Source organism: Paraburkholderia sediminicola (genome assembly GCF_046027825.1).
GTDB lineage: Bacteria > Pseudomonadota > Gammaproteobacteria > Burkholderiales > Burkholderiaceae > Paraburkholderia > Paraburkholderia sediminicola_D.
In genome coordinates, this window is sequence record NZ_JAQQDU010000145.1 from 1 (window position 1) to 15310 (window position 15310).

Consider the following 15310-nt stretch of genomic DNA (forward strand, 5'->3'; position numbering starts at 1 on the left):
GATTTCCCATGCATACCCATCCGCGACGCACGCAGTGCGGAGTGGGAGCTGATGACTGCTTTGTCACTCACGCCGAAGGTGCGAGGGCACGGATTCCAGATGCACCACTACCGCAACTGCGCGGCGGACCCGCTTAAGAGTTTGCGGTTTGAGCCGCTTTCTCTTGCTTACTTCTCTTTGCGGCCGGCAAAGAGAAGTAAGTGCCCGCCCCGCACAGGGGCGACGCTAATAGACCAATAAGAATTCAAGGAAAGGCCAACGCCGAAAGCACACAGAAACAAAGCGCCTCACAGGCAAAAAAATCAAGCAAAGCCCAATACCGCAGGCAAACAGCCACTAAGCGCCCCGCAGGAAAAAACCCAAAAACCTACAACTACAGCGCCAGGCGCACCCCACGCGCGCCCATCGCGCGAACCCATTCATACCATGCCTCCATCCCCTCTCCACTCTGCGCCGACACCTGCAAAATCTCAATCTGAGGATTGACCCTCCGTGCATAGTCAATGCACCGCTCAACATCAAACCGCAAATACGGCAACAGATCGATCTTGTTCAACAACAACAACGAACAAGCCCGAAACATATGCGGATACTTGATCGGCTTGTCCTCACCTTCCGTAACGGACAGTATCAGTACTTTGGCCCGTTCGCCAAGATCGAACAACGCAGGACACACAAGGTTGCCTACATTCTCAATCATCAGAACCGAATGCATCGGCGGATCAAGCTGCGTCAGTGCCCGCGAAGCCATCTCCGCATCGAGATGACAGCCCGTGCCCGTGTTGATCTGAACGACACGCGCGCCAGTAGCGCGAATCCGCTCGGCATCGTTGAGCGTCGCCTGGTCACCTTCAATTACCGTCAGCGGCAACGTGCCGCCAAGATCGTGGATCGTACGCTCGAGCAACGTCGTCTTGCCCGCCCCCGGCGAACTCATCAGGTTCAGCGCGAGAATCGAACGGCCCGCCAGCCAGCCACGATTGCGCTCGGCCAGTAATTGATTCTTCGCCAGAATGTCCCGCTCCAACGTTACTGAAGTGACATGCTCGCTTCCACGGTCGTGACCGTGGCCGTGGCCGTGGTCGTGGTCGTGGTCGTGCGGGTGATCATGTACATGGGTATGACCATGCAAGTGGTCGCCGTCATGCGAATGCGCGAGGACACCGTCGTGCGAATGCCCATGTGTATGTGAATGCGCAGGGACGCCATCGTGCGAATGCTCATGTGCATGCGAGTGCGCTAGGACGCCGTCGTACGAATGCGCGTGCACCGCCTCACCTTCGGGCAAATGCTCATGAGAGTGCGAATGCGGGTGGTCGTGTGAGTGAGCGTGGTCGTCCGAATCCAGTGGGGCGTGTGAATGTGACTGGCCATGCACATGCGCGTGGCTGTGAGGGTGCCGGAGTGCATGGCCCTGTTCATATTCGCTCACTCGCCGATATACCGGCTCACGCGCTCCAAGTGCAACGCCATCCTGCGAGCCTTGCGAATGTGATTGTGATTGTGATTGCGTTCCCGCCTGCGCCGCTTCCTCCGCATCCAGATCGGTCACCGCCACGCCCTGCGTATTCGAACACCCGCATGTCGTACACATCACACCACCTCCATCTGCCGAATCTTCAACTGCTGCCCCGAAATCAGTTCGAGGTCTTCGCTTCCACATTCGCACTGTCCATACGGCACGTCGACATCGAGTGTCTCGCCACACGCAAGGCAACGTGCCTGCCCAGGAACTTCGATGATCTCCAGGGTCGCGCCCTCCACCGTCGTATCCTTCGCGCAGACATCGAAGCAAAACCGGATGGCGTCCGGCATCACCGCCGACAATTGGCCGATCTCGAGCGTCACACTTCTCACGCGCGCACCGTTGGCCTGTTCCGCGCATATCTCGACGACGCTGTTGGCAATACTCAACTCGTGCATGGCGCGCTCCCCCAGCGTCAGCAGATGCGCGGCAACTGCTCGCCCACCAGCATGTCGACGATCCGCTGCCCGCCGAACGTCGTCTGCATCACAACTAGACCGTCCGCGCCCGCCTCGCCCATTTCCACGGTACCGATGGCCGCTGCCTCACGTCCCGCTGGATGCGCGCGCATGGCAGTCAGCACCCGCTCGGCTGCATCGGCGGGCACAACGGCCACCAGCTTGCCTTCATTGGCCAGATACAGTGGATCGAGACCAAGGATCTCGCACGCGCCCTTGACCTGCTCGCGCAACGGCAGGTCCGCTTCACGCAGTCGTATCGTCACGTTCGAACTCTGTGCGAACTCGTTCAATACAGTCGCGACGCCGCCGCGCGTCGCATCGCGCAAACAATGAATCTGCGGACATGCGTCAAGCATTGCCGCAATCAGGCCGTTGAGTGGACAACAATCGCTTTCCACATCGGCTTCCAGTGCGAGTTGCTGACGCGCCACCAGAATCGCCGCGCCGTGATCGCCGAGATAGCCGTTCACGATCACGATGTCGCCAGGACGCGCATTACGAGCCGAAATTGACACGTCGCCACGCACCACGCCGATGCCGGCGGTGTTGATGAAGAGCTTGTCGGCACAGCCGCGTTCGACCACCTTGGTGTCGCCCGTCACGATCGCGACGCCCGCTTCGAGCGCAACCCGTTGCATGCTCGCGGCGACACGCCGCAAGATATCGACAGCAAGACCTTCTTCGATCACCACCGCGCACGAGAGATACAAAGGCGTCGCCCCGCATACCGCCAGATCGTTGACCGTGCCCGATACAGCCAACGTTCCGATGTCGCCGCCTGGAAAGAACAGCGGATCGACTACGTAGCTATCGGTCGTAAAGGCGAGGCGGTCCCCACGCGTAGCGAGATCGGCGAGCGCGAATACGGCCTGATCCTCCAGCGCGGCAAGCGTGGGATTGTCGAAGGTCGAAACAAAGACGTCTTCAATCAGATCGCGCATCGCGCGGCCGCCGCTGCCATGTGCCAGATTGACGGAAACGTCACGCACACGGGCGACGCGGCGAGGTGCCGCGGGCTGTAGGGGATCGGACGCCCGGTCGTTCACGAATAGCCTCGCGTGGTGGACATGAAGACTACATCGACGCAGAAGTACAAACGCCGATGCACACTCGGTTCGACGGGAGCACACGCACGGTCATTCATAGATCACCTCGCGTCATGGACGTCGCCACTGCCTCCGCCGTTACCGTGGAGGCAGGTAAAACCGCGGCCTCGACGCCCCCCGCACCGAGGCAAACCGGCGCCCCCGCCTTCCCCAGGCTCGCAGCCTGTCGTGCAACACGCCGCTCATCGATCCGCGACGTGTCGATACGCCCATAGTTGTAGTAAGCCGCGCACGCGCCTTCGCTCGACACCATCAGCGAGCCGAGCGGCGACTCCGGCGTGCAGGCGGTGCCGAACACCTTGCATTGGTGCGGTTTGATCACGCCCTTGAGGACCTCGCCACATTGGCAGGCTTTCGGGTCGGCGATTTTCAGGTTCGGCACATCGAACTTGCGCTCTGCATCGAACGCGGCAAACGCCTCTCGGACCCTGACGCCCGAGTGATCGATCGAACCCAGTCCGCGCCATTCGAAGAACTCGCGCGTCTCGAACACGCGCGTCACCGCCGATAGGGCCTGCGCGTTGCCATCCTCCGTTACGACCCGGCCATACTGGTTCTCCACTTCGCAGCGCCCGTCCGCGATCTGTCGCAGTACCATCCACATCGATTGCAATATATCGAGCGGTTCGAATCCTGCCACCGTAATCGGCTTGCGATAGTGCCGTGCGATGAAATCATAGGGTCGCGTGCCGATCACCATGCTGACGTGCCCCGGGCCGAGAAATCCGTCGAGATGCAAGTCGGGCGAATCGAGAATCGCCTTGATCGTCGGGACGATCGTGATGTGATTGCAGAACAGCGAGAAATTGTGGATCTTTTGCGCATGCGCCTGCAGGACCGTCATCGCGGTGCTGGGCATGGTCGTCTCGAAGCCGAGGCCGAAGAAGATCACCTCCCGGTCAGGATTCAGTCGCGCGATCTTCAATGCATCGAGCGGTGAATAGACCATGCGCACGTCCGCGCCGTCGGCTTTCGCTTTCAGCAGACTCTTCCTGGAACCGGGTACGCGCATCGCGTCGCCGAAGGTCGTGAAAATCACTTCCGGACGCTCGGCCAACGCGACGCAATCGTCGACGCGGCCCATCGGCAGCACGCAGACCGGGCAACCTGGGCCGTGCACGAACTCCACCGTATCGGGCAACAACTGCTGGATGCCGTAGCGGAAAATCGTATGGGTATGGCCGCCGCACACTTCCATGATTTGCAGCGGTCGTTGTTTGGCGCGCTCGATGCGGGAGACCAGCACGCGGATTTCCTTCTCTAGCGTTTTCGCTTTGTGCGGGTCGCGAAACTCATCGACGTATTTCATGGCGCGCCTCCGTCTGCCGAGCCTGCCAGTCCACCCGACCCGGCGAGGTTCCCGCGGTCGTCGGCAAGCAACGTGTGCACGAGGTCCCACAGAATGTGATAAATCGCGACATGCGTCTCCTGCACGCGATGAATGCTGTCGCTTTTCACCACGAGGCAATGATCGACAGCGGCGCTGGTGGCCATGCGTCCGCCATCGTGGCCCGACAGTCCGATGGTCAGCAGGCCCATCTCTTTCGCCTTCGTAAAGGCAGTCAGCAGGTTTTCGGAGTTTCCGCTGGTCGACACGCCGATCAGCGCATCGCCGCGCCGACCTTGCGCCACCAGTTGCCGCACGAAAATATGGCTGAAGCCGACATCGTTGCCGACCGCCGTCATCATGGCGACGTCGGCCACCAGATTGATCGCGGTGAGCGCCGGACGGCCCGTGGTCACCGGATGCAGAAACTCGACGGCAATATGCGCGGCATCGCAGCTCGACCCGCCATTGCCCATCGTGAAGAGTCGGCCGTCGTGGCGGTACATCCCGGCTAGCGCATGTGCGATCCGCACCATCGCCGGTCCGTTCTCGTCGAAGAAGCGTCGTTTGGTGTCGACGCTGTCCTGTGCTTTCAGACGCACGGAATCCAGTAATGCCGCGTCGAGCTTGTCCACGTCCTGGCGAGCGCCGTGCAGGAACGGATACAACGCCTGCAGCGATTCATGTTCGGGCATATCGGTCTCCGTTGGTTTCCGATCGCGCTCATGGCGCACTGCGCAGTTCATCGCGCAATTCGTCCATGTGGTCCGTGTGGTCCATCTCGTCCATCTCGCCCTGCGCGACGCCCAGTTCATGCAACAACGCGAGCGTGCGCGCGGCTTCCTGCTCGTCGAGCCGGCTCATCGCGAAGCCTACATGCACCAGCACCCATTCGCCGATGCACGCGCTCGCCGGTCGTCCCTCGTCGATCACGAAGGCGATGTTGATTACGCGCCGCACGCCGCCGACGTTCACGAGCGCGAGATCGTTCGCCGCGTCAGTCACTTCGACGATTTGTCCTGGGATGCCCAAACACATGGTGTTCTCCCCTTAACCCGCTTTTGCACCGCTATTTCTGCATCACCGCCTCTGCACCGCTACGTCCGTACTGCTACCTCTGGGCCACGGTCAAATGCCGTTGCATTGCTGCGCCGCCGCGACGACCGCCTGCCCGAGCGACAAACCGCCGTCGTTGGCCGGTACCTGCCGGTGCGTCAGCACGCGAAAACCCGCCGCGCCGAGCCGCCGGGCCACCTGTTCGAACAGAATGCGATTCTGAAAAACACCACCCGACAACGCGACACTTCGCGCATCGGCCTCTCCCGTCAGCAGGTCGGCCAGACATTCGACCATCCGCACGATCGCGATAGCCAGTCCCTTGTGAAACCGCGCCGCGATCACCGGCACGGACGTGCCGCGCAACACATCGCCAAGCAAGGCCTCCCACATCGGTCGCGGCTCGATGCAACGCAAGCCGTCCGGCATGGTGCTGATAATCTCAAACGGATACGCGTGGGCGTCGCTGTCGTCTCTCAAGGCCCGCAGATCAACCAGCGCCTCAAGTTCGATAGCGGCCTGCCCTTCGTAAAGCACGCGCTCCCGGCACACGCCGAGCGTGGCCGCCACGGCATCGAACAAGCGGCCCGCGGAGCTTGCCTGCGGACTATTGACGTGTTGCGCGATCATCGTATCGAGCGCGGCGCGCGGACGGCGGCTCAAAAACTGCTGCACGTCGAGCCCCGCGTATTGCCGCGTAAAGCCGTGCCAATCGAATGCCGCCATGAGATGCGCGTAAGCGCTGCGCCACGGTTCTTCGATGGCGCGTGTCCCACCGGGCATCGCAACCGGTTTGAATCTGCCGAGGCGCGTGAAGCCGCGGTAATCCGCCAGCATGAATTCGCCGCCCCACAGCGTACCGTCGTCGCCAAAACCAAGACCGTCGAGCGCGATACCGAGCATCGGCAGCGCATCGAGCGCAACGCCGTTTTCGGCCATGCACGCGGCGAGATGCGCATGATGATGCTGCACTTCAACCACGGGGACCTGCCACGTTTGCGCGAGATCGCAGCCGATCTTGCGCGACAGATACTCCGGATGAAGGTCGAGTGCCACCGCCTGCGGCTCATGTTCGAACAGGCGCAGATACTGTGCCACCGAGCGACGATAGTCCGCATAGGACAACGCATCTTCCAGATCGCCGAGGTGATGCGAGATGATCGCCTGAGCGTCGCGCGCAAGGCAGAAAGTGTTTTTGAGCTCGCCGCCCATCGCCAGCACCGCCGGCGTTTGCGCGAACCCCTCCGGCAACAGCAACGGCGCCGGCGCATAGCCTCGCGCGCGCCGCAACACGCGCGGTTCGCCCTGCACCACGCGAGCCACTGAATCGTCGACCCGGCGCGCGATGTCGCGATCATGCATCAGGAAAACATCGGCAATGCGACCGAGCCGCGCGCGGGCATCCGCATTGTCGATGCACGGGGGTTCGTCGCTGGTGTTGCCGCTCGTCAAGACGAGCGCTGAGTCGATCGACTCCATCAGCAAACGATGCAGCGGCGTAGACGGCAGCATGAAACCGAGCGTACCGACACCCGGCGCGACGCTCGGCGCGACACACTCCGCCCCGTCGGCACGCAAGATGACGATCGGTCCGGCCGCGCTCTGCAACAGGGCGAGTTCTGCTGGGTCGGGGGTGCAATAGCGGCGTACTGCCTGCATATCGCGCGCCATTAGCGCGAACGGTTTGCGCTCGCGTCGTTTCAATCGACGCAAACGCGCAACCGCAACTTCATCGCCGGCATCGCAGGCGAGCTGAAAGCCGCCCAGTCCTTTGATCGCGACGATCGAACCGTGCCGCAACAGCAGGCTTGCCGCGCGACAGGGATCCTCACCGTCGGCACGCGCGCCATGCCGGCCTTCCAGCCAGACACGCGGGCCGCATACCGGACACGCGACCGGTTGCGCGTGAAAGCGCCGGTCGGCAGGATTCTCATACTCGGCACGGCACGCGTCGCACATGTCGAACGCGGCCATGGTCGTATTGGCGCGATCGTAGGGAATGGCCTGAACGATCGACAAACGCGGGCCGCAGTGCGTGCAGTTCGTAAACGGATAACGGTAACGTCGGTTCGCCGGGTCGGCGATCTCCGCCGCACAGTCCGCGCAGATCACGGCGTCCGGCGTGACGCCAGTCTGCACATGGCCGCTCACGCTCGCCAGGATCCGGAAATCGCTGGCCTCGGCCGCTTCGCTCAGTTGATGCCGCTCGATGGCGTCGATCCGCGCGAGCGGCGGACACTCGGTGCTCAGGCTTTCGATGAAATGCTGCAGCGTCCACGCATCGCCCCACGCGTGAATCAGCACGCCATCGCTATCGTTGCGCACGTCACCGACCACGCCGCACGCATGCGCGATCCGCCACACGGTGGGCCGGAAGCCGACCCCCTGCACCAGTCCGCGCACACGAATTTCCTCGCCGACCGGCCCGGGGATCGCCGAACGTGGAGGCGAAGACTGTCCGGCAGGCTGTGCATGTGTGCTCATCGCCAACTCCCTGGCTGCTAACGCCTACATGTTGCGGATACGGATATAGCGCTTGATGTCCTTCATATTCGCCATCACACCGACTATCAACGCCGGCAACAAGAGGTACTTCAGAAAGCTTTTCATGACGCCTCCCACTTCAGTTATTTCACACCGCGTCCGTAACGGTCCGTCGACGGGTTGCTCCGTTGTCCAACCGTTCGAACGGAGCATGCGGATGACAACTCAACCACCTGCCCGTCGGGTCGCCGGGCCGCTCAAGCCGCACGTGCGGACGAGCGCTCCATCCGCGCCATCACCAGTTTCACGGCCAGTTCAACCGCCTGCTCGACCGCCGCGGCCACCGCGCCGCTCAAACCCATCCTTCCTTCTTCGCCATTCTCAAACCCGAAGTCATGCGGCTCGCAACCCAGCACCACGATGTCCTCGCAACCGCCGCCCAGCATCCGCACCGTTTGCAGCACTTTGGCCGGATCCATTTCATGCGGCGACATCAGGATCGGCGCCGCATACGGATCGCTGGGTTCATTGCCGGCAGACTCGTCAACAGACGGCTCGATCACATACAACGTGCCCGGCGCACCGCCACGCTGCGTCGTATCGATCAGAATCGCGCTCTCCACGCCATCGAGCAGCGCATAGCACAGATCGATGCCGCGAATGCCGAAGTCCGCGACGCTCACACCATCGGCGAACGCCGGCAGCTCACCGGCCGCCAGTTTCTCCCGCAGACGACGGACCACTTCGACGCCGAAGCCATCGTCGCCGAGAAACACATTGCCGAGGCCCGCCACCAGAATCGCGTTCACGCATGGCCTCCCTTACGAGTGGACGAACTAGACGATCCGGATGGGCTGGACGCATCGACCAACGGCACGATCTCGTCCGGGCCAAAGAAGAAGCGATGACCGGGCATGCGCTGCATGCCGAGGTCCTTGCCTGGATCGTCGTCGACCGTGACGGCAACGTGGACGTGATCGTCGAAATCGCGCTCGATCGATTCGATCGTCGCAATCATGCCGCTCAGCGCGATATCGAAGATGTCCGCGCGGCCACGCGGGCGCAGGCGCACCTGATCGCCGATCCGAATTTCGACGCCCGCCACCCGCACGCAGGCGAGGTGCGGCCGTGCGTCGAACTCGGCCCATGGCGACACCGGCATGGCGGACGCGTCTAGCGGGGAAAATGCGCCCACGCTTGCCGCGTCGAGCGCGCGCACCTGGCGCAAGGTGCCATGCAGCTTCTCCATCTGTTCGGCGCCGAGACTTTCGGTACGTGCAAGCAACGCTCGCGCTCGCTCATCCGTGGCAATCATTTCGCGCTTTTCGTCGTCGGTCATGGTGAGAATGCGCAGCGTGAGGATCTCGTCGATCTCCGTAGAATCGAATAGATCGCCCGCGCTTTCGGGCGCGATCTGCGGGAAATCGTAGAGGATGATCGGCGAGGCGAGCATCGTGTCGGGCTGCTGTTCGTCGCCCACCAATACGGGCCACACGCCGATATTGCGGCTCGCGGCGACTGCCGCCGCCAGTTCGGCGGGCGGATCGATCGACGAGATCCACGTGCCGCCCTCGATGGTCAGCACCGTATGACAGGACACCAGCGCGTACAACGAAGCGGCATCGCGCTTCAGCTCACCCGCGTTGTCGAGCAGCGTCTCGTTGACGATACGCACCTTCAAACGATAAACCCCGGCCGCCACGCTAGCCGCGCTCAGTTCGACGTGGCCTTGCAGCGAAGCGCGGGTGCGGCGCAGCGCGCCACGCAGCGTGCCTTGCCTGTCGGCGAGCGGTTCGAGCTCGCTGGCAGCGTCGAACGAGAACGCGATCTGCAACGGTGCATCAAGCAATTCGCCGACGACTAGCACCGGCACGGCAATGTGCCGCTCGGCCGCTTCCTGCCATGGGGTGTAGCGCCGCTCGTCGATATCGAGCACCGGCGCGGTCCGCCAGGCCGGCTCACCCGACTCCGGCCGCGCGGCGGCGCCATCGGCCACATCGAGCACCATCCGCTCGATCACCTGCAGAAAACCGGGCCGCACGGCCACGCGGGTGCGCTTGTCGCCGCGCAGCAGACACTCGGTCTGCGTCACCCACGGATCGCTGCCGGATGCCTCGGCATAGGCGCGCGGATACACGCCGCCGAAGGTCCAGCGTTGCCGGTTCTTGACCGAGGTCGGCCGGTACGGATACAGCATGTAGCCTTCGTACAGCACCGCCTGAACGACACTCTCAACCGCGTTCACGATATGTCCTCCTCGACGCCGTCGAGCAGGCTAGACACTGCCTGCTCCCAGCTCGTGAGACCCCGCCTGCTTTTGTAACGTGAGAGACGATCGAACACATCCCGGTGCAAACACAGCCAGGCGCCGTTCGGGTAGTAGCGGGTCATCATGTTGCGCCATAGCGCGACCGGTAGCCGATAGGCCGCTTCCTTGTGCCACGGAATCGGCGCGGCCTGCAATGCGCCGTCGGCTTCGCGATAAAACACCGTGCCGCTGAATTGCAGCATCAGCGGAATCTCGCCTTCTTCAAGGCCGTGAAAATATTTGGTTGCGGCGACATTGAAATCGTAGCTGCACGGCACCGGCAAATCGAGCGTGCACTCGCCGGTGAACGGTGGCGCGATCGCCGTTGTATGGACCCATAGCAGCGTGCGCAGCGTTTCACCCCAACGCGGTGGCGCGCCGAACAGATCTTCGAGTCCGTATTGCTCGGCGGGCACGTAGCGGCGCCTGGTCGCTTCGATCTGGATCTGGCATTGCAGGGTAATGCTGGCGATCTCTTCCTGTGCCGGCGTATTGACAATATGCAGCCTGAACGTCAGCAGCGGCGCTGCGGCGAACGGCACGACTTCGGCCGACTCGACGGTGAACCCGAGATCAGGCATGGAGCAAGCCCTCCGGCACCGGGCCATGCGCCTTCAACGCGGCGAAGAAACGATGAATCGCATCCCACGCGTCGCGCCCGCCGGACAGTCCGCGCCAGCGTGCGCGAATCACACCGGTCAACGCGTAACACTGGTCGATCGGCACACGGTAATAATCGCGCGCGCCTTCGCTGCGGTTGACCAGCAGCGCTTCGACGTCAGGTTGCAGTTGCGCGAGCAACGGATTCTCAGTGACCAGTTCGTCCCACGCTTGCAGCTCCAGTAGCGATTGCGTGCCGCCGGCCGGCCCAGGATACAGCGCCACGACACGCTGTGCCTGACTGTCATGAAAGAAGAAAGCGATATCGATGGGAATCGCCAACGCGTCCCATTGCGCATCGCTCATGCGGAAGCCGTCGAGATAATGTGCGTCGCGCGGCACCGGACGATAGCGCGCATTCTGCTGACTGCCGAACAGCAACGCGCACGCACGGCAACAGCAAAAAAGCTGCCGTTTGGCGGTTTCGAACAGATGAGGATGATCGGATAGAAGCGGCAGGCCGCACAACTCACACTGCATGTCTTCGGCTTTGCGCACGAAATGGCGCAGCCGCGCGACCCAGCCGCGTGTCGTGGCGGCGGGGGTCATTGCGCGCCGGCCTCGGTCCGGCCTGCTACCTCACTTGGTAGCTGATTTGCTACCTGGGTTGATACATCACTTGCTACCTGAGTGTGATGCGGCACAAAGCGTAGTTCATGCACGTTTACGTCCGGCAGCCCCGCGATCTCGACGCGCATTGCTTCTGGCGCTGCTTCGAAGATCGATCGTTCGATCTCCTGCTGCAATTCGCCCACCGAGTTGTGCTTGCCCTGCAGCCGGCCGGCAACCCGCACACGCACAGCTTCTTCCGCGGCGTCGAGCAGTTCGATCTGGATGCCCTGAGCGCCGAGCAGCGGCCGCATCTTTTCGACCGCATGCGAGACGCGCGTCGGCAGATCCTGCGGATGCAAGCCGTGCAATAGCAGCACCGCCGACACGCCGGCATCGCGCTCGAACGCTTCGACCATAGCGTCGTCCATCGCGCCCGCCTCCGCGACGATCTCCATCAGGCGTGCGAGCCCGTTCGTGTGCAGATCGAGGACGACCTGCAACAGTTCTTTGGCAGGCTCACGCGCGCGCGGATCGTCGAGCGCTTCCAGCGCCGCAATCAGTTCGTCGATGCGGCGTTGCTGGGCGGCGACCGCGCTCTCGTGGCTCACTTGTGCGCTCCCTGCATCACGCCGAAGGTCGGTGAGTGCGACGTATCGATCGTCTTGCCATTGCCGACATACATATGCACGCCGCACGGCAGGCATGGGTCGAAACTGCGTACCGCGCGCATGATATCGATGCCCTTGAACTTGTCCGGCCCGTTTTCTTCGAAGATCGGCGTGTTCTGTACCGCGTCTTCATAGGGTCCAGGCGTGCCGTAGATATCGCGTGGGTTGGCGTTCCACGGCGTGGGCGGATACGGGTGATAGTTGGCAATCTTGCCGTCGCGGATCACGAGGTGATGCGAGAGCACACCGCGCACCGCTTCATGGAAGCCGCAACCAATGGCCTCTTCCGGCACCGTGAAGTCGCTGAACGTGCGGGTGCGGCCCGCATGCAATTCGGCCAGCGCCTGCTCAGCAAAATACAACGCCGCAGCCGCCGAGTACGCCTGAAAATACGTGCGGGCGCGATCGCGCTCGATCGCGTTGCTCCACTTCGGAATCTTCCATTCGAATTCGACTTCGGGCTTGAGCGCGGTCTTCGGCAAATAGATCTTCACGCTTTGGCCGGTCGCCTTGATGTAACCGATATCGACCAGCCCAGCCAACGCCGTCGCCCACAAGCGTGCAATCGGCCCACCGCCGGTGTCGAGCGCGAGATGATCGCCCGTGCGCTTGTCGAGCCAGCGCGGCGACATCACCCACGTGTAGTTGCCGTCGAATTTCCGCTTCTGCGGACGCGGCAGCGTGGTCTGATTCCAGGGATGCTTGCGGTCCACCGGATTGCCGAGCGGATCCTGCTTGACGAAGGTTTCTTCGTGATCCCAGTCGTCGTAATAGGAACTGCCTAGCAGGATGCGGATGTTCAGGTTGATATCGACGAGATCGGTCGTCACCAGTTCGCCGTCCACCACCACGCCGGGTGTGACGAACATGCCGCGGCCCCATTGCGTCATCGTGTTATAGCTGTAATCGCACACGTTCGGGTCCTGGAACGAACCCCAGCAACCGAGCAGAATGCGACGGCGGCCGACTTCTTCGTAACCCGGTAGCGCTTCATAGAAGAAGTCGAACAGATCGTCATGCAGCGGCACGACCTTCTTCATGAACTCGACGTACCTCATCAGACGCGTGATGTAATCCGTAAACAACTGAATGGTCGGCACTGTGCCCACGCCACCGGGGTAAAGCGTCGACGGATGCACGTGGCGCCCCTCCATCAGGCAGAACATCTCGCGCGTATAACGGCTGACCATCAAGGTCTCGCGATAGAACTCGCCGGTGAACGGATTGAGCGCGGTCATGATGTCCGCGATGGTTTTGTAGCCGTGCTTGTCTGCCTGCGGCGCGGGTGTTTTCTGTGCCTTGTCCCACACGCCCGGATTGGTCTCCTTGACCATCCTCTCGCAGAAATCCACCCCCACCAGGTTGTCCTGGAAGATGTTGTGGTCGAACATGTATTCGGCCGCTTCACCCAGATTGACGATCCATTCCGCGATCGCCGGTGGCTTCACACCGTACGCCATGTTCTGCGCATAGACCGAACAGGTCGCGTGATTGTCGCCGCAGATCCCGCAAATACGGCTCGTGATGAAGTGCGCATCGCGCGGGTCCTTGCCCTTCATGAAAATGCTGTAACCACGAAAGATCGACGAGGTGCTGTAGCACTCCGCCACGCGGCGGTTCGCAAAATCGATCTTGGTGTAAATTCCCAGACTGCCGACGATCCGTGTAATCGGATCCCAATTCATTTCGACCAGCTTGCCCGGCGCTGCCTGGGTGCTTGCGGTCGCTTCAGGTGCAGTACTAACGGCCATGACCTTCTCCCTGCTGACAAGTCGAATTCCGTCAACTACGCCGCCAGATCAGCGACGGTAGCCGGTCGTGAGTTTCGAACCGTTGTGACGCCATTTCGGCTCGTCGTTGAGCGTGTTGTTGGTCAGCTTGCGCAGGCTGCGAATCAGCGGACCATAGCTCTTGATGAGATTCGACGACAGCACCGATCCCGGTGGCTGATCCATGAACGGCATGAACTTGTCGGGAAAGCCCGGCATCGTGCAGCCGATGCAGATGCCTCCCACGTTCGGACAGCCGCCAATGCCAGCCATCCAACCGCGTTTGGGCACGTTGCACTGCACGACAGGTCCCCAGCAACCCAGCTTGACGATGCAATTCGGGCTGCCGTACTCGGTGGCGAAGATCGCCTGTTCGTAGGAGCCCGCGCGATCGCAACCGTCATGAACGGTGCGCGTAAACAACCACTTCGGCCGCAACGCGTCGTCGAGCGGAATCATCGGCGCAAGACCCGCCAACTGATAGAGCAGGTAGAGCAGCGTCTCCATGAAGTTGTCCGGCTGCACCGGACAGCCTGGCACGTTGACGATCGGCAGGCCCGCTTTCGACTTCCAGTCCCAGCCGAGATAATCGGCGAGGCCCATGCAGCCGGTCGGATTGCCTTCCATCGCGTGGATACCGCCGTAGGTCGCGCAAGTGCCGGCGCCCACTACCGCCAGCGCGCGCGGCGCGAGCCGGTCGAGCCATTGGGGGATCGTGATCGGCTCATGCGTATCAGGGTCGGTGCCTAATGCGGCCCAATATCCCTCGCGATTAATACGTTCGTTTGGAATCGACCCTTCCATGACCAGCACGAAGTTCTCAAGCTCCCCGCGCGCGGCCTGGTGAAACGGCTTGAGAAACTCGTCGCCGTTTTCATACGCCAGTACGGGGTTATGTAGATGCACCTTCGGCAGGCCGGGAATCGCACCGAGAATGACGTCCTCGATGCTTGGCTGAGTTGCCGCGGTAATCGATACCGAATCGCCGTCGCAGCCGAGGCCCGCGGTAATCCAGATGATGTGCACTTCCTTGAGAGCGGGCGCGTGCTGAGTCTTGCGCCCATAGGGGACGTTGTCTGCTTCTGCCATGATGTGTGTCTCCACTACGAACCACGTTCTTTTTAGGTCAGGCAAAGATACGTGGCGAGTGCCGCACGGCAGTCACGTGTCCAGCAATCGATCAGCAATAAATTCCGCACGATGCGGCTAAAAGGATCGGATTTGCTGCATGTATTGTTTGGGAATGGTGCCCACCGTGATGAGCCCGAAAAACTTTTTTGAGTATAGTTCAGCGATATGAAATAACCCAGTTTCGTCACTTACCCACGAAACATGGCGCAGCGTATTGACGCCGATCGGCATGTCTTCTGCAATTCTCTGACGATAGCCCTTAA

General features: G+C 61.8%; 17 protein-coding genes. 1 reads left to right on the forward strand and 16 read right to left on the reverse strand.

Annotation, left to right across the window (positions count from 1 at the left end; all coding sequences use genetic code 11):
• Positions 1-373 precede the first annotated feature (373 nt).
• Complete coding sequence (hypB, locus tag PQQ96_RS39510) at positions 374-1027, reverse strand: hydrogenase nickel incorporation protein HypB (RefSeq protein WP_408302464.1); 654 nt, start codon at positions 1025-1027, stop codon at positions 374-376.
• Between the two features lie 15 nt (positions 1028-1042).
• Between hypB and PQQ96_RS39515 the strand changes: the two genes are divergently transcribed.
• Entirely contained in the window at positions 1043-1192 is a 150-nt protein-coding gene (locus tag PQQ96_RS39515) for a hypothetical protein (RefSeq protein ID WP_408302466.1), read from the forward strand.
• A 401-nt stretch (positions 1193-1593) separates the two neighbouring features.
• Here the strand turns inward: PQQ96_RS39515 and hypA are convergent, their stop codons facing one another.
• The 15 genes from hypA to PQQ96_RS39590 all read right to left on the reverse strand — a co-directional run.
• Complete coding sequence (hypA, locus tag PQQ96_RS39520; RefSeq protein ID WP_408302468.1) at positions 1594-1923, reverse strand: hydrogenase maturation nickel metallochaperone HypA; 330 nt, start codon at positions 1921-1923, stop codon at positions 1594-1596.
• 17 nt (positions 1924-1940) lie between these two features.
• A complete protein-coding gene (hypE, locus tag PQQ96_RS39525) occupies positions 1941-3032 on the reverse strand; it encodes a hydrogenase expression/formation protein HypE (protein WP_408302470.1) in 1092 nt (363 codons plus the stop codon).
• A 94-nt stretch (positions 3033-3126) separates the two neighbouring features.
• Complete coding sequence (gene hypD, locus PQQ96_RS39530) at positions 3127-4401, reverse strand: hydrogenase formation protein HypD (protein WP_408302472.1); 1275 nt, start codon at positions 4399-4401, stop codon at positions 3127-3129.
• Positions 4398-5114, reverse strand: a complete 717-nt coding sequence (locus tag PQQ96_RS39535) for a D-sedoheptulose-7-phosphate isomerase (RefSeq protein WP_408302474.1) — start codon at positions 5112-5114, stop codon at positions 4398-4400. The genes hypD and PQQ96_RS39535 overlap by 4 nt, the downstream gene beginning before the upstream one ends.
• Positions 5115-5142: 28 nt before the next feature.
• Positions 5143-5457 carry a HypC/HybG/HupF family hydrogenase formation chaperone gene (locus PQQ96_RS39540; protein WP_408302476.1) on the reverse strand — a complete coding sequence of 105 codons (315 nt, stop codon included), beginning with the start codon at positions 5455-5457 and terminating at the stop codon, positions 5143-5145.
• Positions 5458-5547: 90 nt separating this feature from the next.
• Entirely contained in the window at positions 5548-7959 is a 2412-nt protein-coding gene (gene hypF, locus PQQ96_RS39545) for a carbamoyltransferase HypF (RefSeq protein WP_408302478.1), read from the reverse strand.
• A gap of 24 nt (positions 7960-7983) precedes the next feature.
• Positions 7984-8085 carry a DUF6893 family small protein gene (locus tag PQQ96_RS39550; RefSeq protein ID WP_408302480.1) on the reverse strand — a complete coding sequence of 34 codons (102 nt, stop codon included), beginning with the start codon at positions 8083-8085 and terminating at the stop codon, positions 7984-7986.
• Positions 8086-8216: 131 nt separating this feature from the next.
• A complete protein-coding gene (locus tag PQQ96_RS39555) occupies positions 8217-8768 on the reverse strand; it encodes a hydrogenase maturation protease (RefSeq protein WP_408302482.1) in 552 nt (183 codons plus the stop codon).
• Positions 8765-10204, reverse strand: coding sequence for a hypothetical protein (locus tag PQQ96_RS39560; protein WP_408302484.1), 1440 nt, complete (start codon positions 10202-10204; stop codon positions 8765-8767). Before PQQ96_RS39560 ends, PQQ96_RS39555 begins: the two co-directional genes overlap by 4 nt.
• Positions 10201-10848: a DUF6084 family protein gene (locus PQQ96_RS39565; protein ID WP_408302486.1), complete on the reverse strand. Its 648-nt coding sequence runs from the start codon at positions 10846-10848 to the stop codon at positions 10201-10203. The genes PQQ96_RS39560 and PQQ96_RS39565 overlap by 4 nt, the downstream gene beginning before the upstream one ends.
• On the reverse strand, positions 10841-11476 hold the full coding sequence (locus tag PQQ96_RS39570; RefSeq protein ID WP_408302488.1) for a DUF5947 family protein: 636 nt from the start codon (positions 11474-11476) through the stop codon (positions 10841-10843). Before PQQ96_RS39570 ends, PQQ96_RS39565 begins: the two co-directional genes overlap by 8 nt.
• Positions 11473-12087, reverse strand: coding sequence for a NifU family protein (locus PQQ96_RS39575; RefSeq protein ID WP_408302490.1), 615 nt, complete (start codon positions 12085-12087; stop codon positions 11473-11475). The genes PQQ96_RS39570 and PQQ96_RS39575 overlap by 4 nt, the downstream gene beginning before the upstream one ends.
• On the reverse strand, positions 12084-13898 hold the full coding sequence (locus tag PQQ96_RS39580) for a nickel-dependent hydrogenase large subunit (RefSeq protein WP_408302491.1): 1815 nt from the start codon (positions 13896-13898) through the stop codon (positions 12084-12086). The genes PQQ96_RS39575 and PQQ96_RS39580 overlap by 4 nt, the downstream gene beginning before the upstream one ends.
• Before the next feature lie 48 nt (positions 13899-13946).
• Positions 13947-15005, reverse strand: coding sequence for an NADH-quinone oxidoreductase subunit B family protein (locus tag PQQ96_RS39585; RefSeq protein ID WP_408302493.1), 1059 nt, complete (start codon positions 15003-15005; stop codon positions 13947-13949).
• Between the two features lie 117 nt (positions 15006-15122).
• Positions 15123-15310, reverse strand: a 188-nt coding sequence (locus PQQ96_RS39590) for a hypothetical protein (protein ID WP_408302495.1), incomplete at its 5' end; no start/stop codon positions are given.